Origin of the sequence: Bosea sp. 29B, assembly GCF_902506165.1 — a bacterium.
Taxonomy (GTDB): domain Bacteria; phylum Pseudomonadota; class Alphaproteobacteria; order Rhizobiales; family Beijerinckiaceae; genus Allobosea.
Genome location: NZ_LR733817.1, coordinates 2,278,980 through 2,304,346 on the forward strand (window position 1 = coordinate 2,278,980; position 25,367 = coordinate 2,304,346).

26 protein-coding genes, 1 tRNA gene and 1 pseudogene are annotated in these 25,367 nt (G+C 62.1%); 21 read left to right on the forward strand and 7 right to left on the reverse strand.

The window, feature by feature from the left end:
• Complete coding sequence (argF, locus tag GV161_RS11160) at nucleotides 1-930, forward strand: ornithine carbamoyltransferase (RefSeq protein ID WP_152013079.1); 930 nt, start codon at nucleotides 1-3, stop codon at nucleotides 928-930.
• Complete coding sequence (locus GV161_RS11165; RefSeq protein WP_152013078.1) at nucleotides 930-1,928, forward strand: Hsp33 family molecular chaperone; 999 nt, start codon at nucleotides 930-932, stop codon at nucleotides 1,926-1,928. Before argF ends, GV161_RS11165 begins: the two co-directional genes overlap by 1 nt.
• 139 nt (nucleotides 1,929-2,067) lie before the next feature.
• On the opposite strand, the gene argE is transcribed toward GV161_RS11165, so the two are convergent.
• Together argE and apaG are read right to left on the reverse strand one after the other, a co-directional pair.
• Nucleotides 2,068-3,243: an acetylornithine deacetylase gene (gene argE, locus GV161_RS11170; protein WP_280179026.1), complete on the reverse strand. Its 1,176-nt coding sequence runs from the start codon at nucleotides 3,241-3,243 to the stop codon at nucleotides 2,068-2,070.
• Nucleotides 3,240-3,632 carry a Co2+/Mg2+ efflux protein ApaG gene (apaG, locus tag GV161_RS11175; protein ID WP_152013077.1) on the reverse strand — a complete coding sequence of 131 codons (393 nt, stop codon included), beginning with the start codon at nucleotides 3,630-3,632 and terminating at the stop codon, nucleotides 3,240-3,242. Before apaG ends, argE begins: the two co-directional genes overlap by 4 nt.
• Before the next feature lie 244 nt (nucleotides 3,633-3,876).
• On the opposite strand from apaG, the gene GV161_RS11180 reads away from it, so the two are divergent.
• The 4 genes from GV161_RS11180 (at nucleotide 3,877) to GV161_RS11195 (ending at nucleotide 7,162) form a co-directional block, all read left to right on the forward strand.
• Complete coding sequence (locus GV161_RS11180; RefSeq protein WP_280179025.1) at nucleotides 3,877-5,043, forward strand: 2'-deoxycytidine 5'-triphosphate deaminase; 1,167 nt, start codon at nucleotides 3,877-3,879, stop codon at nucleotides 5,041-5,043.
• A gap of 246 nt (nucleotides 5,044-5,289) precedes the next feature.
• Nucleotides 5,290-5,586: a hypothetical protein gene (locus GV161_RS11185; RefSeq protein WP_091835422.1), complete on the forward strand. Its 297-nt coding sequence runs from the start codon at nucleotides 5,290-5,292 to the stop codon at nucleotides 5,584-5,586.
• A 126-nt stretch (nucleotides 5,587-5,712) separates the two neighbouring features.
• Nucleotides 5,713-5,787: transfer RNA gene (locus GV161_RS11190), tRNA-Gly, on the forward strand.
• Between the two features lie 263 nt (nucleotides 5,788-6,050).
• Nucleotides 6,051-7,162, forward strand: a protein-coding gene (locus GV161_RS11195) for an IS3 family transposase (RefSeq protein WP_152013076.1) whose coding sequence is annotated in 2 segments (ribosomal slippage) — nucleotides 6,051-6,306 and nucleotides 6,306-7,162 — 1,113 coding nt in all. Because the reading frame shifts where the segments join, the coding sequence is not laid out codon by codon here.
• A gap of 287 nt (nucleotides 7,163-7,449) precedes the next feature.
• On the opposite strand, the gene GV161_RS11200 is transcribed toward GV161_RS11195, so the two are convergent.
• Entirely contained in the window at nucleotides 7,450-7,611 is a 162-nt protein-coding gene (locus tag GV161_RS11200; protein WP_159650219.1) for a hypothetical protein, read from the reverse strand.
• Between the two features lie 184 nt (nucleotides 7,612-7,795).
• Between GV161_RS11200 and GV161_RS11205 the strand changes: the two genes are divergently transcribed.
• The 10 genes from GV161_RS11205 (at nucleotide 7,796) to GV161_RS11250 (ending at nucleotide 17,329) form a co-directional block, all read left to right on the forward strand.
• Nucleotides 7,796-9,349: an amino acid adenylation domain-containing protein gene (locus tag GV161_RS11205; protein ID WP_152013075.1), complete on the forward strand. Its 1,554-nt coding sequence runs from the start codon at nucleotides 7,796-7,798 to the stop codon at nucleotides 9,347-9,349.
• A gap of 130 nt (nucleotides 9,350-9,479) precedes the next feature.
• Nucleotides 9,480-10,172: a class I SAM-dependent methyltransferase gene (locus GV161_RS11210; RefSeq protein ID WP_159650220.1), complete on the forward strand. Its 693-nt coding sequence runs from the start codon at nucleotides 9,480-9,482 to the stop codon at nucleotides 10,170-10,172.
• A gap of 66 nt (nucleotides 10,173-10,238) precedes the next feature.
• Complete coding sequence (locus GV161_RS11215) at nucleotides 10,239-11,165, forward strand: methyltransferase domain-containing protein (RefSeq protein WP_159650221.1); 927 nt, start codon at nucleotides 10,239-10,241, stop codon at nucleotides 11,163-11,165.
• A gap of 2 nt (nucleotides 11,166-11,167) precedes the next feature.
• Complete coding sequence (locus GV161_RS11220; RefSeq protein ID WP_152013072.1) at nucleotides 11,168-12,121, forward strand: hypothetical protein; 954 nt, start codon at nucleotides 11,168-11,170, stop codon at nucleotides 12,119-12,121.
• Between the two features lie 23 nt (nucleotides 12,122-12,144).
• The gene (locus GV161_RS11225; protein WP_152013071.1) at nucleotides 12,145-12,816 is read left to right on the forward strand and encodes an acetyltransferase; all 672 of its coding nucleotides are present in this window, start codon (nucleotides 12,145-12,147) and stop codon (nucleotides 12,814-12,816) included.
• 1 nt (nucleotide 12,817) lies between these two features.
• Entirely contained in the window at nucleotides 12,818-13,057 is a 240-nt protein-coding gene (locus GV161_RS11230) for an acyl carrier protein (RefSeq protein WP_152013070.1), read from the forward strand.
• Entirely contained in the window at nucleotides 13,047-13,787 is a 741-nt protein-coding gene (locus tag GV161_RS11235; RefSeq protein WP_152013069.1) for an SDR family NAD(P)-dependent oxidoreductase, read from the forward strand. Before GV161_RS11230 ends, GV161_RS11235 begins: the two co-directional genes overlap by 11 nt.
• A 2-nt stretch (nucleotides 13,788-13,789) precedes the next feature.
• On the forward strand, nucleotides 13,790-14,563 hold the full coding sequence (locus GV161_RS11240) for a GNAT family N-acetyltransferase (protein WP_159650222.1): 774 nt from the start codon (nucleotides 13,790-13,792) through the stop codon (nucleotides 14,561-14,563).
• A gap of 147 nt (nucleotides 14,564-14,710) precedes the next feature.
• On the forward strand, nucleotides 14,711-16,255 hold the full coding sequence (locus GV161_RS11245) for a hypothetical protein (RefSeq protein ID WP_152013067.1): 1,545 nt from the start codon (nucleotides 14,711-14,713) through the stop codon (nucleotides 16,253-16,255).
• A complete protein-coding gene (locus GV161_RS11250; RefSeq protein ID WP_152013066.1) occupies nucleotides 16,256-17,329 on the forward strand; it encodes a class I SAM-dependent methyltransferase in 1,074 nt (357 codons plus the stop codon). It abuts the gene before it with no gap.
• Between the two features lie 21 nt (nucleotides 17,330-17,350).
• Here the strand turns inward: GV161_RS11250 and GV161_RS11255 are convergent.
• The 3 genes and pseudogenes from GV161_RS11255 to GV161_RS11265 form a co-directional block, all read right to left on the reverse strand.
• A pseudogene (locus GV161_RS11255) lies at nucleotides 17,351-17,902 on the reverse strand (integrase core domain-containing protein); the annotation flags it as partial.
• 51 nt (nucleotides 17,903-17,953) lie between these two features.
• A complete protein-coding gene (locus tag GV161_RS11260) occupies nucleotides 17,954-18,109 on the reverse strand; it encodes an integrase core domain-containing protein (RefSeq protein WP_159740944.1) in 156 nt (51 codons plus the stop codon).
• A 137-nt stretch (nucleotides 18,110-18,246) separates the two neighbouring features.
• Nucleotides 18,247-19,134: a LysR substrate-binding domain-containing protein gene (locus tag GV161_RS11265; protein WP_152016186.1), complete on the reverse strand. Its 888-nt coding sequence runs from the start codon at nucleotides 19,132-19,134 to the stop codon at nucleotides 18,247-18,249.
• A 108-nt stretch (nucleotides 19,135-19,242) separates the two neighbouring features.
• Here GV161_RS11265 and psrA point away from each other — a divergent pair, with 108 nt between their 5' ends.
• The 5 genes from psrA to GV161_RS11290 all read left to right on the forward strand — a co-directional run bounded on the left by psrA (nucleotide 19,243) and on the right by GV161_RS11290 (nucleotide 23,789).
• Nucleotides 19,243-20,331 carry an iron-containing alcohol dehydrogenase PsrA gene (psrA, locus tag GV161_RS11270; RefSeq protein WP_152016185.1) on the forward strand — a complete coding sequence of 363 codons (1,089 nt, stop codon included), beginning with the start codon at nucleotides 19,243-19,245 and terminating at the stop codon, nucleotides 20,329-20,331.
• A 78-nt stretch (nucleotides 20,332-20,409) separates the two neighbouring features.
• Nucleotides 20,410-21,285 (forward strand): phosphonate ABC transporter substrate-binding protein, encoded by an 876-nt coding sequence (gene phnD, locus GV161_RS11275; RefSeq protein WP_152016184.1) that lies wholly within the window; start codon nucleotides 20,410-20,412, stop codon nucleotides 21,283-21,285.
• 30 nt (nucleotides 21,286-21,315) lie between these two features.
• Nucleotides 21,316-22,125 (forward strand): phosphonate ABC transporter ATP-binding protein, encoded by an 810-nt coding sequence (phnC, locus tag GV161_RS11280; RefSeq protein WP_152016183.1) that lies wholly within the window; start codon nucleotides 21,316-21,318, stop codon nucleotides 22,123-22,125.
• Between the two features lie 14 nt (nucleotides 22,126-22,139).
• A complete protein-coding gene (gene phnE / locus GV161_RS11285; protein WP_152016182.1) occupies nucleotides 22,140-22,943 on the forward strand; it encodes a phosphonate ABC transporter, permease protein PhnE in 804 nt (267 codons plus the stop codon).
• 105 nt (nucleotides 22,944-23,048) lie between these two features.
• Nucleotides 23,049-23,789, forward strand: coding sequence for a metallophosphoesterase family protein (locus GV161_RS11290; RefSeq protein WP_152016181.1), 741 nt, complete (start codon nucleotides 23,049-23,051; stop codon nucleotides 23,787-23,789).
• Between the two features lie 16 nt (nucleotides 23,790-23,805).
• Here GV161_RS11290 and GV161_RS11295 read toward each other — a convergent pair whose 3' ends face one another.
• Complete coding sequence (locus tag GV161_RS11295; RefSeq protein WP_152016180.1) at nucleotides 23,806-25,362, reverse strand: SpoVR family protein; 1,557 nt, start codon at nucleotides 25,360-25,362, stop codon at nucleotides 23,806-23,808.
• Nucleotides 25,363-25,367 lie beyond the last annotated feature (5 nt).

The following is a 25,367-nucleotide window of genomic DNA, read 5'->3' on the forward strand; positions in this document are numbered from 1 at the left end:
ATGATGTCTGCGACGCGTCACTTTCTCGATCTCTCTGATTTTTCGGCCGGAGAACTCCGCGCCATCCTCAAGGCCGGCGAGGACATCAAGGCCCGCCGGCGCACGCCCGCCGCCGCCGGCGACCGCCTGCTCGAAGGCAAGGTCATTGCCATGATCTTCGAGCAGCCTTCGCTGCGGACGCGCGTCTCCTTCGACGTCGGCATCCGCGAGCTCGGCGGCTCGCCAATGATGGTGACCGGCCAGGAGATCGAGCTTGGCGAGCGCGAGACCATCGCCGACACCGCCCGCGTGCTGTCGCGCTATGTCGACGCGATCATGATCCGCATGCTCGACCACGACGCCGTGGTCGAGATGGCGCAATACGCCACCGTGCCGGTGATCAACGGCCTGACCAAGCGCCAGCATCCCTGCCAGGTCATGGCCGATGTCATGACCTTCGAGGAGCGCAAGGGCTCGATCAAGGGCAAGCGCATCGCCTGGACCGGCGACACCAACAATGTGCTGACCTCCTGGGTCCATGCGGCCGGGCGGCTCGATTTCGAGCTCGCCATCGCGACGCCCGAAGAGCTCGCACCCCCGCCGGCGCTGCTCGACTGGGCCCGCGACCAGGGCGCCAGGCTGCAACTGACCAGCCGACCCGAAGCTGCGGTCGAGGGCGCCGACTGCGTCATCACCGATTGCTGGGTCTCGATGGGCGACCAGGAAGGCACGCGCCACAACCTGCTGCGGCCCTACCAGGTCGATGAGCGCCTGCTCGGCCGTGCCGAGAAGGATGCGATCTTCATGCACTGCCTGCCGGCTTCGCGCGGCGAGGAAGTGACCGACCAGGTCATGGACGGCCCGCAATCGGCTGTCTTCGACGAGGCCGAGAACCGGCTGCATGCCCAGAAGGGCATCCTGGCCTGGTGCTTCGGCGGAGTGGCGGCCTGATGGCGGAAGGTTCGCCCGCGGGCGCGCCCGACGATCGGGTGTTGCCCTTCGCCGTGCCTGATCTCGACGTGCGCGGCCGGGTCGTCAGGCTCGGACCCTCGCTCGACCGGATCCTCGCGCGGCATCATTATCCCGAGCCCGTTGCGCGCGTCCTCGCCGAGGCCGCGGCGCTCGCCGTCATGCTCGGCACCACGCTGAAGGGCGAAGGCCGCTTTCAACTGCAGACCAAGAGCGATGGGCCGGTGTCGATGCTGGTCGTCGACTTCAACGCACCCGACTGCTACCGCGCCATGGCCCGCTACGATGCCGATCAGCTGGCGGCCGCGATCGACTCAAACGCGATCTCGACCGGCGACCTGCTTGGCAAGGGCCACCTCGCCATGACCGTCGACCAGGGCAGCGAGGCGACGCGCTATCAGGGTGTCGTTGCGCTCGACGGGCAGAGCCTGGAAGAAGCTGGCCACCAGTATTTCCGCCAGTCCGAGCAGATCCCGAGCCGTATCCGCCTCGGCGTCGGCTCGGTCCTGACCGGCGCCGGCCTCGCCTGGCGCGCCGGCGGGCTGATCGTGCAGTTCATGCCGAACTCGCCCGAGCGCATGCGCGCCGCCGACCTCCACCCTGGCGATGCGCCCGAGGGCCATGAGATTCTCGCCGCCGGCGACGATGACGGCGTTAGCGACGACGCCTGGACCGAGGCGCGCTCGCTGGTCGAGACAATCGAGCATCACGAACTGCTCGATCCGCTGCTGGAAAGCGAGCAGTTGCTCTACCGACTCTTCCATGAGCGCGGCGCCCATGTCTTCGAGACCGTTGCGGTGCACGAGGCCTGCCGCTGCTCGCGCGAGCGCGTGCTCGGCATGCTCAAGGGTTTTTCGGCCGACGACCGCAAGGCGATGATCGCCGATGACGGGACGCTAGGCGTCACCTGCGAGTTCTGCTCGCGCCGCTACAATTTCGACCCGGCCGAGGTCGAGGCGGAGATCTCGGCGGGGGAGTGAATCTCGCACGTCATGCTCGGGCTTGACCCGAGCATCTCAGGATCCGAGCATCTCAGGCCGGAGAAGGCGCAGGTCGGTGCCTTCTCGTCAGGAGATTCTCGGGTCTGCGCTTCGCTTCGCCCGAGAATGACGGCGTTGTTTACGCCCTGCACTCCGCCAGCAGCCGGCGCATGAAGGCCTCGCCGGCGGAGAACTGCTCCAGCGTGATGTACTCGTCCGGCTGGTGCGCTTGGTCGATCGAGCCGGGGCCGCAGACGATGGTCGGCAGGCCCGCGCGCTGGAAATGCCCGGCCTCGGTGGCATAGGCGACGGCGATGGTACGGTTGCGGCCTGCGAGGCGCATCACCAGCGTCTCGGCCTCAGAGCCCGGATCGGGCGCAAGACCCGGCACGTCCGAGCTCATCACCGTCTCGATCGTCGCCGATGGCGCGGTCTTGCGCATGCGCGCCAGCACCTCATCCGACAGCAGGGCGAAGCGAGCTGGCACCTCTTCGGGATCGGAGCCCGGAAGCGTGCGCACCTCCCAGGCGAGATCGGCGCGGTCGGCCAGGATGTTGCGGGCGATGCCGCCATGGAACTTGCCGATATGGACGGTGTCATAGGGCGGATCGAAGCGGCCGCTCTCGTCGATCCGGCCTTCGCGCTCATCGGCCATGGCGACGAGGCCGGCGGCGAGGCGCGTGCCGGCATGGACGGCGCTGGCGCCGAGATGCGGCTTCGAGGAATGCGCGGCAAAGCCGGTGATCGCGGTGAAGAAGGTGCGGATGCCCTTATGCGCGTCGGCGAGTTCCAGCGAAGTCGGCTCACCGACGATGACGGCGCGTGGGCGCGGCAGGCTCTTGCCCATCGCGGCGATGCCGTCGACGACGCCGAGGCAGGTGACCTCCTCGTCATAGGAGAAGAACAGGTGGATCGGCGTCTTCAGGTTCGCGGCGAGGAAATCCGGCACCAGCGAAAGCGCCAGCGCGACGAAGCCCTTCATGTCGACCGAGCCGCGGCCATAGGCCTTGCCGTCTTCGACATGCAGGGTGAACGGGTCGCGCGACCAGGCCTGGCCCTCGACCGGCACCACGTCGGTATGGCCGGAGAGCACGACGCCGCCCTTGTCCTGTGGGCCGATCGTGGCGAACAGCGCCGCCTTGTCGCCGGTCGCGTTCGGGAAGCGCACGGAGGCTACGCCCCAGCCGGTGAGGTAATCCTCGACGAAGGCGATCAGGTCGAGATTGGATTTGTGGCTCACCGTGTCGAAGGCGACGAGGCGGGCGAGCATGTCGAGCGGCTGGTAGCGCTGCCCGGTCGGTGTTGCGGTAGTCAATGCAGGACCTTCTTCACATAGGGCGAGTCGAGCGGAAACAGCGGCACTTCGACATCGAAACGCGCGCCGTCCTCGCCGAGCATGGCATAGACGCCGCGCATGCTGCCATCGGGCGTCATCAGCGGGCAGCCGGAGGTATAGCTGAAGCGCTCGCCCGGCTGCAGCACCGGCTGCTGGCCGATCACGCCGTCACCACGGACCTCATGCACCTCGCCGCGTCCGTCGGTGATGACCCAGTGCCGCGTCATCAACTGCATGGCGCGGGGCGACAGGTTCTCGATCTCGATCGTATAGGCCCAGAAATAGCGGCTCTGGTCCGGCGTGGATTCAGAGTCCATGAACTTGGGCGAGGCGGTGACGCGCACGCCATGCGTTTCGGCCTGGTACATCATCGCGGCTCCGTGCCGCCTCCATGCGGCTCTCGCCGGGGCGGCGGGAAGGCCTTGTTATGCCTTGCGGCGGCGCAGCGTCAATGCTGTCAACCGGCTGTAGATCCGATGAGCCGCAGTGGCGCCGGCATGTGGACAACGCCACGCCGGACTCGCCAGCGGCTCCCCGGTGCGGCAGGAAGAACGATCAATCTCGCGGCGGGCTGGCTTTGCGCCGCGCTTCACAAGGTGGTCTGATAGCGCCATGGCGACATCGCCCGACATGCTGGCCGAGATCGCGACCGGGCCGGCTTCGCTCGCCGGCTCCTCCGGCGTGCTGCCGCGCCAGGACATCCGCAAGCTCGTCCATCGTGGCATGGTGCGCTCGACCTCCGGTGCCTTCGCCGAGAGCCAGTACCAGCCTGCGAGCCTCGACCTGCGTCTCGGTCACAAGGCCTATCGCGTCCGTGCCAGCTTCCTGCCTGGGCCGAACAAAAGCGTCGCCCAGATGCTCGCCGACCTGACCCAGGACGAAGTCTCGCTCGAGGAGGGTGCGATCCTCGAGAAGAACTGCGTCTATGTCGTCGAGCTGATGGAGTCGCTGCACGAACTGCCGGCGACGATCTCGGCCTTCGCCAATCCGAAGAGTTCGACAGGCCGGCTCGATGTCTTCACCCGCCTGATCGCCGACCGCAGCGAAGCCTTCGACAGCGTCGCAGGCGGCTATTCCGGCAAGCTCTATGCCGAGATCTCGCCGTCGAGCTTCTCGATCAAGGTGCGCAAGGGCAGCCGTCTCAACCAGTTGCGCTTCCGCCGCCGGAGCTCTGGCCAGGAGGAGGCGGAGGGCTTTCGCGTCTCCGACCGCGAGCTGCGCGAGGTCCATCGCCACACCGCTCTGGTCGACGGCCCCGCGACGATCCGCAACGGTCTCCTGTTCAGCATCCATCTCGGCGACGCCGAGGGCGAGATCGTCGGCTACCAGGCCCAGCGCTTCACCGACGTCATCGATGTCGACCGGGTCGGCGGCTACGAGATCGACGATTTCTGGACGCCGATCCCGGCCAAGCGCAAGCGGCTCATCCTCGACCCCCATCAGTTCTACATTCTCGCCTCGAAGGAACGGATCTACATTCCGCCGGCCTTTGCCGCCGAGATGGCGCCGATCGACCCGGCCATGGGCGAGTTCCGCGTCCACTATGCCGGCTTCTTCGATCCCGGCTTCGGCGTCGGCACCGGCGGCGTTCCCGGCAGCCGCGGCGTCCTCGAGGTCCGCAGCCATGAAGTGCCCTTCCTGCTCGAGGACGGGCAGGTGGTCGGCCGGTTGGCGTTCGAGCGCATGGCGGCCGAGCCCGACGCCCTCTATGGCACGATCGGTACCTCCAACTACCAGGGCCAGGCGCTGAAGCTCTCCAAGCATTTCCGCTCGGCTTGAGCGACGAATTGGCGGCCGATTCAACCTTTCCTTAGCTGCGAATCCGCAACGCAGGCAGGAAGATTGCCCGGGCGGCAAGCTACGGGGCGACAAAATGGCGATTCCGTGTCAGATGGCAGCAAGCGCCGATGGCGTTGCCGGCCATTGGCCTGCGGCGTGTTCATGCTTGTGTCACCGGCGGCAGGCTTCGACCGCCTTCCGCTTCATGGCTTTCGTAGCCAAACGTCTACAGGGAAAGGATTTCTCATGCGCGCCCTCATCATCGCCGGCGTTCTCGCCGCCGCTCTCGGCGGCTGCCAGAGCGTCGAGCAGTCGGCGGCCGAGTCGGACCAGGTCTGCCTCGATGCCGGCCACCGCCCCGGCACCCGTGCCTTCGAGCGCTGCCGCAGCGAGGTGTTTCAGAGCTTCCGCCGCTCCAACGCGCAGGCCAGCAACGCGGTCGCGGCCGGCGTCGTCGCCGGTGCGGTCGGCGGCGCGGTCATCGCCGCCTCGTCGCGCCGCCACTACGGCTATTATGGCTGCGGCTACTACGGCTGCTACTGAGACGCACCGCGTCTGAACCAACCGCGCCGGGCGACAGGGGTCCGGCGCGGTTTTTCGCATCTACGGGGAATTCTCGTGGCGACCGGCTTGCCGGCGGCAGCCCGGCCCGGCTATAGGGGCAGGAGCGCGGGCGTAGTTCAGTGGTAGAACGTCAGCTTCCCAAGCTGAATGTCGTCGGTTCGATCCCGATCGCCCGCTCCAAAAACCTCTTTGAACGTCAGCAGGTTATGACGGCCTACCGTTGAACTCGCGTTCCCCACGTTCCCTATCGCGTTCCCCATAAGCTGTTCAGGCCCCGTTCTCACCGTTGCGATGAGCGATTCGCTTGATCGCTACCGCTCGGCTTTTCCCGATCGCGCCGCGGCTGTCGCGGGCGGTCGTGGAAACTTGCGTGTGACCAACTGATTGACGTTGCCCCCTGTTTGCCCTCGGTTTGAATTGGGCTCCGTCGGAAGGAGACGGAGATGAAAAAGAGCCGGTTCAGCGAAGAGCAGATCATTGCGGTGCTGAAGGAGCATCAGGCCGGGATTGCGGTGGCGGACATCTGCCGCAAGTACGGGATCAGCGACGCGACCTTCTCTAACTGGCGCAATCGCTATGGCGGCATGAAAGTGTCCGACGCCCGTCGGCTGAAGGCGTTGGACGACGAGAACCGCAAGCTCAAGAAGCTTCTGGCGGAATCGATGCTGGACGTCGCGACGCTGCGCGAGGCGCTCGGGAAAAACTTCTGAAGCCCGGATCGCGGAGAGCGTTCGTGAACTGGGCGATCGCGAAGAAGAGCTATTCGCAGCGTCGGGCCTGCGGTCTGATCGGGCTTGCCCCGAAGACCTATCGCTATGCCTCGCGGCGCTCAGACGATGTGGAGATCCGGGAGCGGCTGAAGACCCTTGCGGGTCAGCGATGGCGGTTCGGCTATCGGCGCCTGCACATCCTCCTGCGGCAGGACGGCATCGCGCTGAACCACAAGAAGCTGTTCCGGCTCTATCGGGAGGAACGGCTGACGGTGCGCCGGCGTGGCGGGCGCAAGCGCGCGCTCGGCACACGGGCGTCGATGACCATGCTACAGAGGCCGAACCAGCGCTGGAGCCTCGACTTTGTCGCGGACGAACTCGTCGACGGCCGCCGCTTCCGCGTGCTGGTCATCGTCGACGACTTTACGCGAGAGTGCCTGGCGCTCGTGGTCGACACCTCGCTCTCCGGCCAGCGCGTCGGCCGGGAGCTCGATGCACTCATCGCCTTTCGCGGCCCGCCGCTCATGGTGGACAGCGACAACGGCACCGAACTGACCTCGCGGGTAATCCTGCAATGGCAGGAGGACAGCCGGGTCGAGTGGCACTGCATCGCACCGGGCAAGTCGATGCAGAACGGCTTCGTCGAGAGCCTGAACGGCCGCTTCCGCGACGAATGCCTGAACGAGCACATGTTCCGGAACCTGCCGAATGCCCGCCGGCTGATCGAAGAATGGAGGACGGACTACAACGCTCACCGGCCGCATACGAGCCTTGGCGGCCTCACCCCCAACGAGTTTGCAACCCGGCCCAGAACGAACCAAAGCGAGAGCAGAGTCCAGTTATGAACGAGGGCAAACAGGGGGCAACGTCAGACGACTAGCGTCGCCCCCGGTCTTCACCGCGCAGCGGAGCCTTTCAGCTCATGTGAGCGATTTGCCTTCGCTTGCGTCGGCGCAACCAGTGCGCGATTGTCGTAGCGTAACTGGAGCGATTCGATATCGTAGACGATGGTGGGCCGGCGTTTCCGCGGCAGCAGAGTGAGGGACCACTCCGCAGCAGTTCGGTTGTCTTGGGGTCTACTGGCATGTAATTGTGCGACTGGTTCGCTGGCCATGGGCTAGCGGGTGACTTTTCAGAACACGCGACGTTCCCCGCGGATCGAACCGTCGCGATGTACGTCAAGCTCGACCTTCTCCCCGCGCGAGTTGGTCGGCGAGACGACCATGTGTTTCTTCTCGGGACGCATCTGGCTGGAATAGGAGAAGCCGGCCTCCTCGATCAGGGCCTTGACCATCGCGTCGCCGGTCTAGCTGTCATTCGGGCCGGGGTTGCTCCGCTTCGCCACTAGCAAGCGGAATTTCTGAATCGCGATTGTCGGCCTCTTGTGGCCTGAACATCAGTTGGTCGTGCTCCCGTGACAATCCATGCTATAGGCAGCCGCGCGCAGTTGGCGCATCGGCTCGGTCGAAGCAGGGCGTATGGCTTTATATCACTACAATCTTGGCACGCTGTTCGCTGAGCGCGCGACGGCTGCGGGCGACAAGCCCGCACTGCGTTATGAGGCGGGGGCGATCAGCTATAGGCGCTTGGCCGCTCAAGTCGATCAGCTCTCAGCTATGCTGCTCCGAAATGGTTATGTGCGAGGCGAGGTCATTGCCATTGCGCACAACAAGGCGGCCTTGTCCTACGCGTTGATGTTGGCCGCCCTGCGCCTTGGCATCGCATATGTAAATATTGATACCGCCTCGCCGCAGGTTCGAAATGGGCATATCGTAAAAACCTGCGCTGTGCGGACGATCTTCGTCGACAATGAAGAACATCTGTTGGCGATGCGCGCGTTGGCTGCCTCCGTCGGCACCAAGGCGGTACTGTTGTCCGAAACCGATCTTGAGCCTTTAACTGAGCATGATCGCCTCCAACAGGCCGTAGCCATGGAGCAAGTCGACGGTGCCTGTATAGCCTACGTCATGTTCACATCGGGTTCGACAGGTCTGCCGAAGGGAGTGGCGGTCACACATCAGAATCTGATGCATTTCATTCACTGGGGGATTGAGCGCTTCGAGATTAGCCACGATGATAATTTCGCAAATCTCAGCCCCATGTATTTCGACAATTCAGTTTTCGATTTTTATGTTGCCCTGTTCTCCGGCGCGTCTTTGACGCCCATTCACCGCAAGCTGCTCAATGCGCCTGCGGCCCTGGTCGCCTATATCGAGAGCATGGCCTGCACGATCTGGTTTTCTGTCCCGTCATTGCTGATTTATGTCATCGCGATGAAGGCATTGACGGCGAGCTCACTCTCGACGATCCGATACATAGTTTTCGGCGGCGAAGGATATCCAAAAATCGAGCTGATCAAGCTCAATCGAATGGTCAAAGGAAGGGCTAAGCTGGTCAATGTCTACGGCCCGACCGAATGCACCTGTATCTGCAGTGCCTATGACCTGTCCGACGATGACTTCGTGGAACTGACGGGCCTGCCTGCCTTGGGGCGGCTGAACCCGAATTTCGACCATCTCATCCTTGACGATGACGGCCTCGCTGCTGATCTGGGAGAGCTTTGCCTGATCGGCCCCAATGTTGCTTCGGGTTATTTCAACGATCCCGATCGTAGCGCGGCCTCATTCATTACTTTGACCGAGCCAGAGCGCTTCATGAAGCGCATGTACCGAACCGGCGACCTCGTCCGACGGGATGCGGGGAACCTCTTTTTTATCGGGCGCAAAGATAATCAGATCAAACATTTGGGATACAGGATTGAACTCGAAGAGGTTGAGCATGGCCTCGCCAAGCTGCACGGCGTGATCCAGGCTGCAGTCATCTATCAGCGGACCGGAACTGCCTATGGCAAGCTCATAGGATTTGTGTCGGCCAGCGAGGCGTTGGATGAAGCCGTGCTGCGGCGGCAACTGGCAGATCACGTGCCGGACTACATGGTGCCGAGCCGCATCATTGTCACTGATAATCTGCCCAAAAGCGCGAACGGCAAGATTGACCGTCAAAATCTTGCCGCGCTCCTGGTGGGCATGTGAATGGACCGCTTGCAGATGCGCAACCCACCTGTCGGCGGATTGACCGGAGCGTTCATCGGTATCATTGGCTTTTTGGATCTGAGCGGCTCCCAGATTCTCTGTGCTAAGCCAAACTTGTGGTGATATGACGATGGTCGAGGCAAGCGATATCAATACGAATTATGAGGCGTTCTACTCTGCGCGCTCCGGGCAAAAAGTTTATCCGACAGAGTTCGTGGTGCGGATATTTCTCGCGCAGTATCCCAATCTTGATCTCTCCAAACCGAAACCGGGCGCAAAAATCCTGGATGTTGCATTTGGTGATGGCCGCAACACTGCATTTTTGTGCGAACAGGGTTTTGATGTTAGCGGAATAGAGATCACGCAAGGAATTGTTGATCAAACGCATGCGCGGATGGCATCTCTAGGCCATAAGACGGACCTCCGCGTTGGGAGGAATAGTAATATTCCGTTCGATGATGGCGAGTTCGATTTAATATTGGCATGCTCTTGCTGCTATTATTGCGATGAGGGCGATTCTATGTACGATAATTTAAATGAGTATGCTAGAGTTTTAAAAAAAGGCGGGATTCTGATAGCTTCTGTTGCAGATAGCTCATCGTTTATTTTTGATTCGGCGGAGCAATTGGAGGATGGATCTTTCAGGATCGCGCGTGATCACTATAACAATCGTGTCGGGTATAGGTTACACGGATTTTCAAATAGAGAAGAGTTGGAGCGCTACTTCTCAGTCAATTTTGAAAATTTTTCCGTCGGCCAATCGAGCAGTAACTACTTTGGGATTCATGAAAAGCTCTTTTGGGTCGTTTGCCAGAAACTATAGAGGTCCATACCTGTGCCTTCAAATAAGATTATTCCCTTTCGGTGCCCGCACCCCGAATGCGGCAACTTGCAAGAGACCGCAGATCGGACGGGTCTGGTTTGCGACAGGGGGCATGTCTATTCCTACGCGCCCGGCACGAAGATTCCTGTTTTTGCCGATGCCCCCGCGGGGAGCAGTGAATACTCGATCGTTGACGCGGCGGAGGTTCACGACAACGCTCTTCGGTGGTTGTTCGCGACCTTCTGTACGGATGAGGACACGCTACGAGAGAACCTAATCTCGCGTCTCGGCCTCGTCTCGGGACAGTCGCTGCTCGTAACAGGTGCGGGCGCGGGAAACGACCTCCCCTACATCGCCAAAAAGATGGAGGGTCGCGGGACGATTCACGCCCAAGATATCGCCAGTCAGATGCTGCTCGCCGGCGCGTCGCGCCATAGTGATGCTTTGTCCGCCATCGGCATCGACATCCGCTTCTCGGTCTGCGACGCGACTCAGCTTCCGTACGGAGATCGAGTTTTCGATGCTGCTTATCACTATGGCGGCATCAATTTGTTCTCGAGCATCGGGCAAGGAATTGCCGAGATGAATCGGGTTGTGAAGCCCGGCGGCAAGATCGTAATATCGGACGAAGGCTTAGCGCCCTGGTTGCTGAACAGCGAGATCGGCAAGCAGCTTGTCGCCAATAACCAGCTTTACGCCTGTCAGGCGCCGATCGCGTTGTTGCCGGAAACAGCCCGCGATGTGAAGCTGTCCTTCGAGCTCCACAACTGCTTTTACGTCATCGAGTTCAGCGTCGGTGATGGGCCGTTGCCGATCAACATCGACGTGCCTCATGTCGGGCGCAGGGGCGGCAGCATTCGAAAGAGATATGCGGGTCGGCTAGAAGGAATCGATCCCGCATTGAAGGAGGCCGTGTACGCCGAGGCGGAGCGGGTCGGCGAAAGCCGAGTTGATTTCCTGGAAAAGGCCCTGCGAGCCGCCCTGAGGACATAGAAATGCATCCATTACTGAAGCCTATTGAAACCGGGCGCCCGTACAGGTGGCGGAAGACTGGTCGCATCTTCGAACCCAATCTTGCAGGATTCAGCCACGGCTCGCTTCCGTGCGCCGTGCATTACGACGGCGATCGTTTCGTCATTTTCTTCACCTGTCGCGATGCCGAGCAACGCTCCCAGGGGTTCATGTCCTATGCCACTCTCGCAAACGGGCAGATGGAGCTGATCGGTGCACCGAAACTCGTTATGACCCATGGGGCTCCCGCGAGATTCGATTGCGACGGCGCCATCGGCGTTTGTATCGTCACACACGGCGGACGGCACTATCTCTACTATGTAGGCTGGCAGAATCTCCCTGATGGCTTGTGGAAATGCGATACGGGCCGCGCAATACTGGATTTGGACCATCTGACTTGTGAGAAGGAGTTCGTGGGTCCGGTGCTGGGCCGCGATAAGGTCAATCCGCTTTTCGCCGCCGCCACCGCCATGTATGTAGAGGGTAACCACTGGCGCACTTGGTACAATTCGGGCATCAGCTGGACCAAGACAGATAACGGGTGGCTGCATCACTACGGCATTCACCACGCGCATTCCGCTAATGGCGTGGATTGGACATGCGATCCTGGCCTCGTACTTCCTTTCAAGGATGAATATGAGTACGCCTTCGGGCGCCCCACGGTGATGCGCCAAGGTGGGGTCTATTCGATGTGGTTCGCTCACAGAGCCTCTAAGGATATTGCGACGTATCGCATCGGTTTCGCCTATTCGCATGATGGCTTCGCCTGGAATCGGCGCGACGATCTCTCCGGGATCGACGTTGCGGACGAGGGATGGGATAGCGAGATGATTTGCTACCCCTACGTTTTCGAGCACAAGGGCGAGTATTATATGCTTTACAATGGTAACGGCTATGGCAAGACCGGCTTCGGCCTTGCTGTTCTAGATGCTGCGTAAGTTATCGGAGGCACATCGGCGCCATGAGACGCATCGTTCTAGCAGGCAATGCCGTAACCGCTGAGATACTCTACTCCTACTTGGCGAATGACGCGCGATACAGCGTTGCAGGATTTACCGTCGACGACGACTATGTCGACAAGGGCTCTTCATTTCCCTTAGCGACTGTCGGCCTTTCCGAACTGTCCGGGCGCTTCGCGCCGGGCGAGCATCGCATCGTTATGGCTATGGGCTATAGTGGCGTGAATGCACATCGGCGCTCGATGTTCGAGCGTCTGAAAGGCATGGGATACGCGATCGAGACCTACATCCATCCGAGCGCCATGATCCACACCTCTCATCCGATTGGCGAGGGAAGTGTTGTGCTGCCGGGCGTACTCGTCGAACCGGAGGTCCGCGTCGGCATCGACACCATATTATGGGGTAATGTGACGCTCGCCCATCATGCGACGGTAGGCGACCATGCTTGGATCGCTTCTGGGGCCGTTGTTTCAGGAAAGGCCCGAATTGGGGACCAGTGCTTCATTGGCGTGAACGCGACCATCGTCAACGCTGTGACGCTGGGCGATAATGTGATCGTAGGCGGCGGTGCATTGATCACCAAGGACGTCAAGCCATCTACCGTTCATCTGGCTCGCTCGGCCGAGCAGATCCGTTTCAACGCACAAGACTACGCCAAGCATTTCGGGGTTTGAGATGAATAAGCGACTGCGGCAGGTGTTGTCGGAGGTGCTCGGGCTGCGCGCCAGCGAGCTCTCATTCGAGATGTCTAAGGCTGACATAGCAAGTTGGGACTCACTCAAGCAGATGGACCTCATCATGTCGCTCGAGCGAGAATATGACATCGAGCTGGAGTTGGACGATATTGTTCGTATGAGCTCGCTCAAGAATATCGCGGCGGTCCTGACCGAGAAGGGGATCGACGTTGCAGATTGAAGGCAAGGTCGCATTGGTCACCGGCGGCGCCAAAGGACTGGGGCTTGCCATTGCCTCCCATTTGCTGACGCGGGGTGCGGTGGTAATTGCTGCCGATGTCGACCAGGAAGCCTTGACGACCCTCCCGGAAGGTATTGAGCCTGCTGAAGTCAACATTACTGATTCTAGAGCAGTAAATGCGCTGGTAGATCGGATTGTTACTCGGCACGGTCGGATCGATGTATTGGTCAACAATGCAGGAGCGATTCATTCCGAGCCCATGATCAATATCATGCGCCCTGATCAGATGATGCACGATCTTGGCCGGTTTCGCCGCTGTATTTCTGCCAATCTTGAGTCCGTTTTCATCGTGACCGCTGCCGTCGTTGAACATATGGCGCGTCGGCGCCTGCGTGGTTCGATCGTAAATATCAGTTCCATCAGCGCCCGCGGTAACGAAGGGCAGACGGCGTATTCAGCTGCGAAAGCGGGCGTCAACGCGATGACGGTGACCTGGTCCAAAGAGTTCGGGCGTTTCGGTATCCGGTGTAACGCCGTGGCGCCAGGCTTCATCGACACACCTTCGACCCGGGCCGCCCTGTCCGCAACGAACATCAAACACATCGAGTCCAATACGCCGCTGCGCCGGCTGGGCACGGCGGAGGATGTGGCTCGGGCGGTCGCGAGCCTGATCGACAACGATTTTGTCAATGGCACCATCTTGGACGTCAACGGCGGCTTGGTGATATGAGAATGATACGTTTGGAGGCCGATAAATTTGATCGAGTATTGCCACAATACCTGAGCGAGACAGCTTTCTTTCCGTTGATCGCGGCTGTCCTTAATCGTAGCCAGGACGGTGCAGTTTGGGTGGATGAACCAGCGAAGCCGCGGCAAGTTTATGTCGAACATTCCTTTGGCTTCGCACAGATATTCGGCGAGCCGGTGTCGACGTTTGAGTCTGGCCTCGAGTCCTATTTGTCCGAGCGCCGAGATTTCACTGTCGAGAAGGTGCGTTTGTATGGACCGCAGGCGCCGGCTTTCCTCCGGACGCCAGCGTTCTCAGCTTACTGCTCAGAACGCCAGAGATTTACGCTGGCACGAGATGCGCCACGCGGTGTCCTGCCGTTGGAAATGTTGAAATCGTCACCCGCCGTTGCCGCAGATGTCGATGAAATCCAGGCACGCTTTGGAGTCGTTGCGCGGTTCTGGCGCTCCGCTGATGACTTCGTGCGCTTTTCGCAGGCCTGCGTCATCCGCGAGGCAGGAGCAATTGCTGCAGTTTGTTATGCAGCTGCGATTGGCGGCGAGAAGGCCGAGATCGACGTCGTGACGGATCCTCATTTTCGACGGCGAGGGTTGGCGCACCAGGCCGTCGCCGGTTTCGCAGCATCATGCTTCGCGTCGAGGCTTGAGCCGGTGTGGGACTGTTTTACCAACAACATTCCTTCTGTGAGAACTGCGCTTTCCCTCGGCTTCAGCCCGAAAAATGCGCCCTATGCCTTCTTCACCATCCCCAGAGCTTGACTACCGGATCCTGGCCGTTCTGCTCTCGCGCCCATCCGCAACGAAGCTGATTGTCCGGTGATTTCACGGCAGGCTTACGATAGGTCCTGGTGCTAGATTGCCGAGTATTTTACTGATCTGGCTGCCTTCCTGTAGACGAGACTATAAATGCCCCAGCCACTAGAGGCCGATATTCTGACGCTGACCAGCCTCGGAGGCGACGCGGTCCGTGACCGCTATGAGGAATTCGCAAGCTGCCTTGTCCGAATTTTGGAAGTCAATCCAGTCAGCATTAATGATATAGATAAGTATAAGGCCGCCATTAGTCACGGTTTTTCCTATTATTATTGGAAGTGGGATCCGCGGTCGGTAAGTCTCTACAAAGTAACAACGGCTGCGATCGCTCGTTGGGAAGCGGACGCTGGGCCGAGCATCGACGTAATGTGTGAGCTGGTCGATTTCGTCTTCTTTCTTGTCTGGTGCTCCGAAGAGTCCAATATCAGGCAAAGTGAACGCCTGCTTGAGCCTCTACGCGTCGCGTCAACAAAATTCGCCAAGAGTGCCCCGCGACGTAATCTACCGCGGCCGGCGCGCAAAGGGCCATACCGCGTTGCGTGGCTCGGCATGTATGTCCAGAGCGACAATCCGATGAGCACGGCACTGCATCAGATTGCGCCTGCGCTGCTCGCCTCCGGTCATCAACTCGATGTCTACGCGTGGCGCTTCTGTGATGACGCATTCCGCTCCAATCTGGAGGCAATGGGCGCTCGCGTTCACGAGCTCGCTCAATCCACCCCGTTGGAAACGATTTTGGCGATTGAGGCGCGGTCGCTGCAGGATCAACCCGATATCGCTATTTCCGACATGAACAATGGCATACCGACGGCCCTGTTTTCCCGCAGGCTCGCACCGGTCCAGATATTCCTTCAGGCTGGCATGCCGGCTTGGCCGGTGCAGCACCTCGATGCCGTGTTCAACAGTTTCGGCTTTGATCCGCAGAAGGCTGGTTGGGGTGATGCCCAAATGCTGCGGACAAACGCTCCGTGGGACGGTGCGGCACTTGATCCGGCGGTGGCCGAAACCGAAATTGCAGCAGAGCGTGCCCTTTTGCCATGCGGTACGAGGCTCATCGGTAGCTATGGCCGTTTCTCCAAGATCACGTTACCTTATCTGGAGGCGGCCGAGAAAATTCTCCTGCGCTGCCCGGATGTTGGTTTCGTCCTGGGCGGAACGGGTGACGCCGCCCACATCAGGTCGTTTATCACCAACAGCGCTGCCGGTTCGCGAATTACGGTGGAGGAGCGTTATGTCTCCGGTCATGTCTGGGGGCATATTCTCGAGCTTATGCTTGACACCTGGCCTGTGACCGCCGGCATTGCCGCCCGCGAAATGTTGGCGAAGTCCAAGCCGGTTGTAACGCTCCACAGCGAGGAAATGCCTGCTATGGACCTGCAGCGTGACCCTGCTTTGGTCGCTAGGACGTGGGAGGGCTTTGTGGACATGGCGGTACACCTGCTGCAGAACAATGAGGCCTATGGCAAAGCATCCGTGCGGGCTGGGGCACTTGTCCGGCGCTTGAGCGAGATCCGCACGTTTGAGCACGAGCTGGATGAGGACATAGAGCGCACCGTCCAGTGCGTACGCTCAAAGCGTTCCTTTATCGGAAGGCTGAATTCGATGGTTAACGGCGTGGCGAGCTACAAGAGAAAGTAAATGGTTGGCGAGATGGCATCCATTGATCGCCGCATGCTCTTTGACGCGGGACTCATTCCTGGAATGCGGGAACGCTTGGCGGACGGCTACGCCCGGTTTCGGACAGCGCAGGCGCACGCTATCGCAGTGGCGGCACCGCCGGAGGTTGGCGGCCAACTAGGCGATTATCGTGTGCGTGACTGTCCTTGCTGCGGCGCGACCGCGCCCGAGGAAGCAGTGTTGCGCAACCACGGAATCGATATCGTGACATGCCGCGTATGCGATTTGACCTATTCTAAGCAAGTTATGGATGAACGCGCAGACGCGGCGCGCTATCAGGCCTCCGACCTCGATATAGAGTCCATGCGGCTGCGTTGTTCGGGTCCCTATCTCGAGCTGGAAAGCGCGCGCGCCCAGTATTACCTGGATTGCCTGGAGCAATGGTCGCCGAGCATCGGTACACTCCTCGATATTGGCTGCGGGACAGGGACCACTCTGGTCGAAGCAAAGGCGCGGGGATGGAAAGTGCTGGGCTTGGAACCGGGCAACGCTCCTGTCGAGGTGGCGCGTGAACGGTTGGGCGAGGGTTCTGGTCACTCTGTTATTCAGGGCTATTTTCCCAAAGATCTGCCTGCGGACCGGCCGTTATTCGATGCCATTTCGATTCTGGATGTGCTTGAGCACTTCGTCGATCCGATCGCCTTCTTGCAATTGATCAGGCGCCATCTCTTGCCGAGTGGACGGTTATTCGTGCAAGTGCCGAACTGGGACAGTCTGCTTGTTCAACTTGAAGGCACAGCCAGTTCGGTGATCTGCACGGGACACTGGAGCTATTTTAACCCGATGACATTGCCAGACTTGCTGGCCCGGGCCGGGTTCGACACCCTTCATGTCGAAACTGTGGTCAGTGAGATCGATCGGATCGCTGCGTTTTCGGACGAAGCCAAGAGCTCAGCGGTTGGAAGGCTGAGGCCGGCCGAAGGCAAGATCGCGTGGCCGGATGACAATGGCCCCCAAAGCGCAGCGCTGCTACATCGACTGGGTCTGGGCTACAAGCTGATAGGCGTTTTTGCACCGTCGACGCAGCGCGGGTAGCTGTGACGTTGTCCCCAGTTTTTATCCAGCGCGGAGTTCGCTCGGGCAGTAAGTTGTGGCCTGTTGGCCGGGGTGGATGACGGGATCTGGTGCGGAGCCGTTGGTATAGCGCAGCGGCAGATCTTGTCGTGGGTGGAAGGTGGCGGCGAAGGCAGACGGTGTCTGCCAGCCAAGCCCGGAGTGAGGCCGGGATCCGTTATAGTCGGACCTCCATGCGCTCAGGGCGGCTCTGGCCTGGCCGAGCGTCGAGAACAGCGTCTCATTGAGAAGTTCATCGCGGAGGCGCCCATTGAAGCTCTCGATGAAGGCATTCTGCATCGGCTTGCCCGGCGCGATGTAGTGCCATGCGACCCGAGCCGCATCAGCCCAGGTGAGGATGGCATTCGAGGTGAACTCGCTGCCGTTATCGCTGACGATCATCTGAGGCCGGCCCCGCTCAGCCATGAGGCGATCCGGCTCTCGCGCGACCCGCAAGCCGGAGAGCGAGGTGTCGGCCAGCAGAGCGAGGCATTCGCGGGTGCAGTCGTCCACGACGGTGAGGATGCGGAAGCGCCGCTCGTCGGTGAACTGATTGATCCGAGCCCATTTTCTGGATCGTCGGAGGCTGGAGTTTCCGGCCTTTGATCACGGCGGCGGGCTGGGTGTCCCGCCGGGATTTTGCAGCAGGATCGGTGGCTTGTTGCCGATGACCCCGTGCGGCCGATCCTCGTTGTAGTAGCTGAGCCAAGCCTCCATCAGGATGAACGCCTTCTGGGCGTCCGAGAACTTCGAATCCTTCATCGTCTTCCGCTCCTCCCAGCCCAAGGGAAACGACACGGAAAACTCTAGCCCAAAGCGATCCAGTTTTAAGGGCTCAGATCAACGCTGGCCGCCGATTCCGCGGGCCTTGCGTTCGCGCGCGCCGCTATATCGATGCCCTACGCATCGGCGACGTCAGAAGCGTCGCGCGTCCGCTGGACGACGTCGAGGAAGGCCTTGATGATCCGGCTGGTCTGCCGCTGCTTCAGCACGACCACATGCGCATAGGTGTAGACCTCCGCCCCCTCGATCGGGATCAGCCGCAGCGTCTCGTCCGGAACGAACTCGGCCTCCGAGACATAGCTGATGCCGAGCCCGCGGATCACCGCCTCGCGGATCGCTTCGCGGCTGCCGATCTCCATGACCAGGCGCGGCTTCGTGCCAGTCTTTGCCAGTGCGCTCTCGAAAGCGCGCCGTGTCGTCGAGCCCTGTTCGCGCGCGATCATCGGCTCCCCCGCCAGCTCCGGCAGCCGGATGCTGCGCTGGTCCGCCAGGCGATGATCGCGCCGCACGAAGACTGCGACAGGGTGGCGGCGATAGGGGATGGTCAGCAGCCTGTCGTCCTCGTCGATATAGGCGAGCACCGCGACGTCGCAGCGATAGCTTTCGAGATCGCCAAGCACCTCGGCGGAGTTGCCGATCTTCACCGCCAGCTCGATCCCCGGATAGGCCTGGTTGAAGGCGGCGAGCATTTCGGTGACGTGGAACGGCCCGACGGCTCCGATCGAGAGCCGGCCTGTCCGGAGCTCGCGCGATTCCGTCAGGAAGGCGAGCGCCTCGGCCTCCTCGGCGAAGAGCCGGGTGGTGATGCCAAGCAGTTGGCGCCCGCTCTCGCTCAGTTCACGCCGCCGGCCGCGCTTGACGAAAAGCTCGACACCGAACTCCTCCTCCAGCGCCCCGACCTGCGCCGTCAGCGTCGGCTGGCTGATGTTGAAGGCCTCGGCCGCCGCGTTGAAGCCGCCGGCGTTCGCAACGTTGTGGAAGGACCGGAGCTGAGTATAACGCATAGAGAATTTCTATTCATTCGGATCAAAAAATCAATTTGTTATAAGAATGGAGCTCTGTGAGCATCCTTCCCAACGCGCCGGCAAGGCGCATTGCGAGGGATGGACCGCATGAACTGGGCGTACTGGAACCCCGTGAAGATCCGGTTCGGCAGCGGCCTCCTCGATGAGGTCGCCGGGCAGATCGGCGGGCGGCGCTGGGCCCTCGTCACCTATGATCAGCCGCTCTTCCGCGAATTCTCCGCCAGGTTGACCGCAGTGGTCGGCGCGCCGGTCGTCTCGATCACCAATATCGAGACCAATCCGGACTGCGCCGATCTCGCCGAGTCCTGCCGCCAGTTCGGCGCGGCCGAGCCGGCCGAGGTCATCGTCGCGCTCGGTGGTGGCTCGATGATCGACGCCGCCAAGGTGCTGGCGGCCAGCGACGGCGATTTCGAGACCGTCCGCCGTCACCTGACCGAGAAGACGCCGCTCATTGAGGCCGCGATCATCCCGATCATCGCCGTGCCGACCACGGCCGGCACCGGCTCCGAGGTCACCTCCTGGGCGACGGTCTGGGACTCTGCCAATGGCAGCAAGTACTCGCTCGCCCATCCCCGGCTCTACCCTGAGACCGCTGTGCTTGACCCCTCTCTGACGGTCGGCGCGCCGCGCGGTCTCACCTTGGCGACCGGGCTCGATGCCCTCTCCCATGCGCTGGAGAGCATCTGGAACGTCAACGGCAATCCGGTCTCGGCCAATTACGCGGTCGAGGCTGCCAGGGAGATCATCGACACGCTGCCGCGCCTGCTGGAGCGCCTCGACGATGCGGAGCTCAGGGCCCGGCAGATGCGCGCCAGCCTGCTGGCGGGCCTTGCCTTCTCCAACACCAGGACGGCGCTCGCCCACAACATCTCCTACGACATCACGTTGAAGAGCGGCACGATCCACGGCATTGCCTGCTCCTTCTCGCTGCCGCTGGTGATGCGCTGGGCGATGGGCGCGCAGCCGCAATGCGACGCGGCGTTGCGCCGGGTCTTCGGCCCCGATCTCGACGCGGGAGCCGAGCGGCTCGATGCCTTCCTCCGGGATCTCGGCGTCGCGACCGACCCTGCCGCCTACGGCGTCTCGGCGGGTGAATGGAACCGCCTGGTCGGCAAGGCGCTCGAAGGCGAGCGTGGCCGCAATTTCATCGGACGGCAGGCGGCCATGGCCGCCTGAGAGCACGCACCGGGCAACGACGCCCGCAACGGTTCACCGGCAGATCAAAAGATCGCCGGATCATCTTGGGAGGATGACATGACCACCACGCGTCGCATGATATTGAAGGGGTCGCTCGCTGCGGGAACTCTGCTGGCGGCGCCGGCCCTGGTCCGGGCCCAGACCAAGCTGGTCCGCGTCGGGCTGATCCCGTCCGAGGACTCGCGGGCGATGCTGGAATCGAGCGCCCAGCTTCTCGCCGCGCTCCAGAAGAATCTCGGCATCCCCGTCCAGGGCTTCGTCGCCTCCGACTATAACGGCGTGATCGAGGCGATGCGCTCGAACCATGTCGACGTCGCCTATCTCGGCCCGTTCTCCTATGTGCTCGGTACCACGGTCGCGGCGATCGAGGCCTTCGCCACGGCGGAGACGGCCAAATCGAGCCGCAGCTACTATCGCAGCCAGATCATCGCGCGGAAGGACAGCGGCATCAGCGACTGGAAGGGCCTGAAAGGGCGCACCTTCGCCTTCGTCGATCCGTCCTCGACCTCGGGCCACCTCTTCCCCAAGGCCGGACTGATGAAGCTCGGCTTCGATCCCGAGAAGGATTTCGGCCGGGTCCTCTTCACCGGCTCGCACGACGCCAATGCGCTCGCCGTCGCCAACAAGCGGGTCGATGCGGCGACGATCGCCGACCGTATCCTCGATGCGGCCGTGCAGAAGAAGCTGGTCGATCGCGCCGACATCCACGTCGTCTGGGAGTCGGACCCGATCCCGGAATCGCCGACCTGCTGGCGCAAGAACCTGCCGGAGGATCTGAAGGCGAACATCAAATCGGCCTTCCTGAACATCCGCGACATCACCTGGGCCGACCAGGGCAAGCTCAACCGCTTCGTCGAGACCAATGACCAAGCCTACGACATCATTCGCGAGACCGCGAAGGTGCTGAAGCTCGATCTCACCAAGATGAAGTAGTCGCGGAACGCGACCGGCGGAGGAAGCGGCATGATCAAGATCGAAGGGCTGAAGAAGTCCTATGCGGGCCACCCGGTCCTGCAGGGCATCGACCTCAGCGTCAAAGCCGGCGAGTTCCTCGTCGTGCTCGGCCCCAGCGGCGCCGGCAAGTCGACGCTGCTGCGCTGCATCAACGGGCTCGCCCAGCCCGATGCGGGCCGGACCGTCATCGATGGCAAGGTGCTCGACCTCAGGCGCGGCACGGCCGGCAAGCGGCCGGTGGCGATGATCTTCCAGCACCACAACCTGGTGAAGCGCCTGTCGGTGCTGAAAAACGTGCTAGTCGGCCGCATGGCGGGCCTGTCGTCCTTCCTCTCGATGCTGCAGCTCTTCCCGAGAGAGGACGTCGCGATCGCGATGGACTGCCTCGCCCGGGTCGAGCTCGCCCAGAAGGCGAATTCGCGTGGCGACCAACTCTCCGGCGGCGAGCAGCAGCGCGTCGGCATCGCCCGGGCGCTGGCACAGCAGCCGGCGGTGATCCTCTGCGACGAGCCGGTAGCGAGCCTCGACCCCAAGACCTCGCGCATCGTGCTCGGCTACCTCAAGGCGATCTGCAAGGAAGAGGGTATCGCGGTGATCTGCAACCTCCACCAGGTCGACTACGCCGTCGAGTTCGGCGAGCGCATCGTCGGGCTCAGTGGCGGCCGGGTGGTTTTCGACGACACGCCGGACCAACTGACCTCCGAGATCGTCCACCAGATCTATCCCGGTCTGGAGGACCCCGGCATCAGCCGCGTGCTCAAGCCTCGCCCGGCCAGCCAGCCCGTGCTGGCGCCGATGATCGCCACCGCAACCGCCTGACGGGGAGGCAAGCCATGTCGTTCGGAACGCTGCAACTCGTCCTTCGTCCCCCGCAAGGCCGCTTCGGCTGGTGGGGTGTCGGCTCCATCACGCTCGCCGCGCTGGTCTTCCTGTGGTGGGCCGCGCTCGGCTCCCAGATCAACGCCAGCAACCTCTGGAACGGCCTCCCCTATATGGTGGACTTCCTCGTCCGGATGATGCCGCCCAATCCGGAATTCCTCGAGCGGCTCTGGCAACCGGCTCTGGAAAGCCTGCAGGTCGCGGTCTGGGGCACGCTGCTCGGCGTCGTCATCGCTTTGCCGGTCTGCTTCTTCGCGGCACGCAATCTGAGCCCGAGCCCGGTCGTCTTCCATGCGACACGGCAATTGCTCAACTGCATGCGCGGCATCAACGAGATCATCCTGGCGCTGATCTTCGTCGCCGCCATCGGGCTCGGCCCCTTCGCCGGCGTGCTGGCGCTTGCGATCCATGGCGCCGGCATGCTCGGCAAGTTCTTCGCCGAGGCGATGGAGGATATCGACGAGGGGCCGCTGGAGGCCTTCCGCTCGGCCGGGGTCGGCCCGTTCAAGACCTTCTTCTTCGGCGTGCTGCCGCAGGTCCTGCCGGCCTGGCTCGGGACGATCTTCTATCGCCTCGAGACCAATGTCCGCCAATCGACCGTGCTCGGCATGGTCGGCGCCGGCGGCATCGGCTTCGAGCTCGTCTCCTCGATGAAGCTGTTCAAGTACCAGGACACCGCGACCTGCATCCTCGTCATCCTCGCCATGGTCCTGATCGCCGACCTCGTCTCATCCCGCGTCAGGGCACTGATCCGCTGATCGTATCGTCGAAGCCATGACGTCCGGGGCCTTGGCGCGAGGCCCGGGACACGTCATCACAAGGTTGGCTGGCGCAAGACCGGCTGCAGATTCGGGATTTGCGACATGCGGCTAGGTGTCATCGCAGACGTGCACGGCAACCTGCCGGCGCTTGAAGCCGTGCTCGCCAGGCTTGCCGAACTCTCCGTCGATCGCATCGTCAATCTCGGCGACTGCGCCTCGGGCCCGCTCTGGCCGGCGGAGACCGTGCGGCTCCTGCGTGCCACCCCGATGAGCCATGTCCGCGGCAACCACGACAGGGCGCTTGGCGCGGCCTCGCCGGACGGCCTCGGCGCCTCCGACAGCTTCGCCTGGCGCAATCTCGATGCCGATGCCCGCAACTGGCTGGCCGGCCTGCCCTTCGAGCTCGAAATCGGCGGTGCGCGCTGCGTCCATGCCAGCCCGAAGGACGACGACACTTATCTCCTCGATGCGATCGAAGGCGGACGCCTGGTTGCGGCCAGTCCAGGCGCCGTCGAAGACTTGCTCGGGCCGATCCGTCCCGCCGTGGTGCTGTGCGGACACAGCCATCAGCCGCGCCTGCTGCGGCTCGATGACGGCACCGTCGTGGCCAACCCCGGCAGCGTCGGCAATCCCGCCTACAACGCCGACGAGCCCCGCATCCATGTCTCGGAGAGCGGCGCGCCGCATGCCCGCTTCGCCGTGGTGATGATGGCGGATTCGGTCGAGATCGAGCACTACGCCGTCGCCTATGACTGGGAGCATGCGGCAAGGCGGGCGCGGGACAATGGCCGAGCCGACTGGTCCCATGCCTTGCGGACCGGTCGGGTCCTGCCGACGCAATAGCGGCCTTCACCGCCGATCACTGCTCCAGCTGACTGCTGGAGCGCTCATAGACCGTTGCGCCGGTCTGCGCGTCGATGCCTTGCAGGCTGACCTCGTAGCCCCAGAGCCGGTGGACATGGCGCAGGGTCGCGTCGCAGCTGCCGCCATCCAGCACGATGCCGTCGCGGACCTTGTGCTGCAGGCGCAAATGCCGCTGGCCGAGCAGGTCGACATCGACGACCTGGATGTCCGTATTGTTCGCCCCGATGTCGTATCTCTGGGCCAAAGCGGTGCGGATCTGCTGATAGCCGCGCTCGTTGTGGATCGAGGCCACGCTGTAGAACGACTCGTTCGCCGCATCGGAGAGCAGGAACAGCCGCCATTTCCGGATCAGGGCCGGGCTGAGATATTGGCGGATGAAGGATTCGTCGCGGTGGTTGGCCCAGGCGTCGAGCAGGATCGTGCGCCAGTCGCCGCTTCCCGCGATCTCGGGAAACCAGTCGCGATCCTCCGCGGTCGGCTCGGTCGCGATGCGCTTGATGTCCTGCATCATGTCGAGGCCGAGCGCATAGGGATTGATGCCGGAGAAGCGGGGATCGTCGAAACCGGGCTGGAAGACGACGTTCGAATGGTTGCGCAGGATCTCCAGCATGGCGCCTTCGCCGATCCGGCCGCGATCGAACAGCGCATTCATCACCGTGTAATGCACGAAGGTGGCGCAGCCTTCGTTCATCACCTGCGTCTGCCGCTGCGGATAGAAATACTGCGCGATCACCCGGACGATCCTGAGGATCTCGCGCTGCCAGGGCTCGAGGATCAGGCTGGTCTTCTCCAGGAAATAGAGCAGGTTCTCCTCGGGCAGGTTGAGCGCCTTCTTCCGCTCGGCGATCAGGTCCGCATTGTCCGCTGCCGCCGCCTTGCTGCCATCCGCCTGGCGCGGGAGCGTCCGCCAGAGGTCGTTATAGGAGCGTTCCTCATATTCCAGCCGTTCGCGTAAGCCCTCGCGCTGCTTCTCGGAGGAGAGTCTGGGCGGGCGGCGATAGCGGAACACGCCCTGGTCCATCAGCGCGTGGGCGGCGTCGAGAATGGCCTCCACGGCCGCGACGCCGTGCTTCTCCTCGCAGCGGGTGATGTAGCTCTTGGCGAAATCGAGATAGCCCAGGATCGCGTCGGCGTCGGTCCACTGCCGGAACAGATAGTTGTTCTTGAAGAAATGATTGTGCCCGAGGGCCGCATGCGCCGTCACCAGCGCCTGCAGGGCCATGGTGTTCTCTTCCATCAGATAGACGATGCAGGGGTCGGAATTGATGACGATCTCATAGGCGAGGCCGCGGCCGCCCTTGCGGTAGTGCAGTTCGTGATGGACGAAGTGCTTGCCGAACGACCAGTGGCGATACATCAGCGGCATGCCGATCGAGGAATAGGCATCGAGCATCTGTTCGGAGGAGATCACCTCCATCTGCACGGGGTAGATGTCGAGCCGCAGCTCCTCCTTCGCCACCGCCTCGATGACGTCGTAGGCATGCGACAAGGTTCCGAAATTCCAGTCCGAGCCGGTGAATAGCAGATCGGATCGGTGCGCGTGCCTGGGCATCGGCG

Coding starts and splice junctions, on each gene's coding strand:
- argF (WP_152013079.1), top strand. CDS start 1: ATGATGTCTGCGACGCGTCACTTTCTCGATCTCTCTGATTTTTCGGCC.
- GV161_RS11165 (WP_152013078.1), top strand. CDS start 930: ATGGCGGAAGGTTCGCCCGCGGGCGCGCCCGACGATCGGGTGTTGCCC.
- apaG (WP_152013077.1), bottom strand. CDS start 3,632: ATGTACCAGGCCGAAACGCATGGCGTGCGCGTCACCGCCTCGCCCAAG.
- GV161_RS11180 (WP_280179025.1), top strand. CDS start 3,877: ATGGCGACATCGCCCGACATGCTGGCCGAGATCGCGACCGGGCCGGCT.
- GV161_RS11185 (WP_091835422.1), top strand. CDS start 5,290: ATGCGCGCCCTCATCATCGCCGGCGTTCTCGCCGCCGCTCTCGGCGGC.
- GV161_RS11200 (WP_159650219.1), bottom strand. CDS start 7,611: ATGGTCAAGGCCCTGATCGAGGAGGCCGGCTTCTCCTATTCCAGCCAG.
- GV161_RS11205 (WP_152013075.1), top strand. CDS start 7,796: ATGGCTTTATATCACTACAATCTTGGCACGCTGTTCGCTGAGCGCGCG.
- GV161_RS11210 (WP_159650220.1), top strand. CDS start 9,480: ATGGTCGAGGCAAGCGATATCAATACGAATTATGAGGCGTTCTACTCT.
- GV161_RS11220 (WP_152013072.1), top strand. CDS start 11,168: ATGCATCCATTACTGAAGCCTATTGAAACCGGGCGCCCGTACAGGTGG.
- GV161_RS11225 (WP_152013071.1), top strand. CDS start 12,145: ATGAGACGCATCGTTCTAGCAGGCAATGCCGTAACCGCTGAGATACTC.
- GV161_RS11230 (WP_152013070.1), top strand. CDS start 12,818: ATGAATAAGCGACTGCGGCAGGTGTTGTCGGAGGTGCTCGGGCTGCGC.
- GV161_RS11240 (WP_159650222.1), top strand. CDS start 13,790: ATGATACGTTTGGAGGCCGATAAATTTGATCGAGTATTGCCACAATAC.
- GV161_RS11245 (WP_152013067.1), top strand. CDS start 14,711: ATGCCCCAGCCACTAGAGGCCGATATTCTGACGCTGACCAGCCTCGGA.
- GV161_RS11250 (WP_152013066.1), top strand. CDS start 16,256: ATGGTTGGCGAGATGGCATCCATTGATCGCCGCATGCTCTTTGACGCG.
- GV161_RS11260 (WP_159740944.1), bottom strand. CDS start 18,109: ATGAAGGATTCGAAGTTCTCGGACGCCCAGAAGGCGTTCATCCTGATG.
- GV161_RS11265 (WP_152016186.1), bottom strand. CDS start 19,134: ATGCGTTATACTCAGCTCCGGTCCTTCCACAACGTTGCGAACGCCGGC.
- psrA (WP_152016185.1), top strand. CDS start 19,243: ATGAACTGGGCGTACTGGAACCCCGTGAAGATCCGGTTCGGCAGCGGC.
- phnD (WP_152016184.1), top strand. CDS start 20,410: ATGACCACCACGCGTCGCATGATATTGAAGGGGTCGCTCGCTGCGGGA.
- phnC (WP_152016183.1), top strand. CDS start 21,316: ATGATCAAGATCGAAGGGCTGAAGAAGTCCTATGCGGGCCACCCGGTC.
- phnE (WP_152016182.1), top strand. CDS start 22,140: ATGTCGTTCGGAACGCTGCAACTCGTCCTTCGTCCCCCGCAAGGCCGC.
- GV161_RS11290 (WP_152016181.1), top strand. CDS start 23,049: ATGCGGCTAGGTGTCATCGCAGACGTGCACGGCAACCTGCCGGCGCTT.
- GV161_RS11295 (WP_152016180.1), bottom strand. CDS start 25,362: ATGCCCAGGCACGCGCACCGATCCGATCTGCTATTCACCGGCTCGGAC.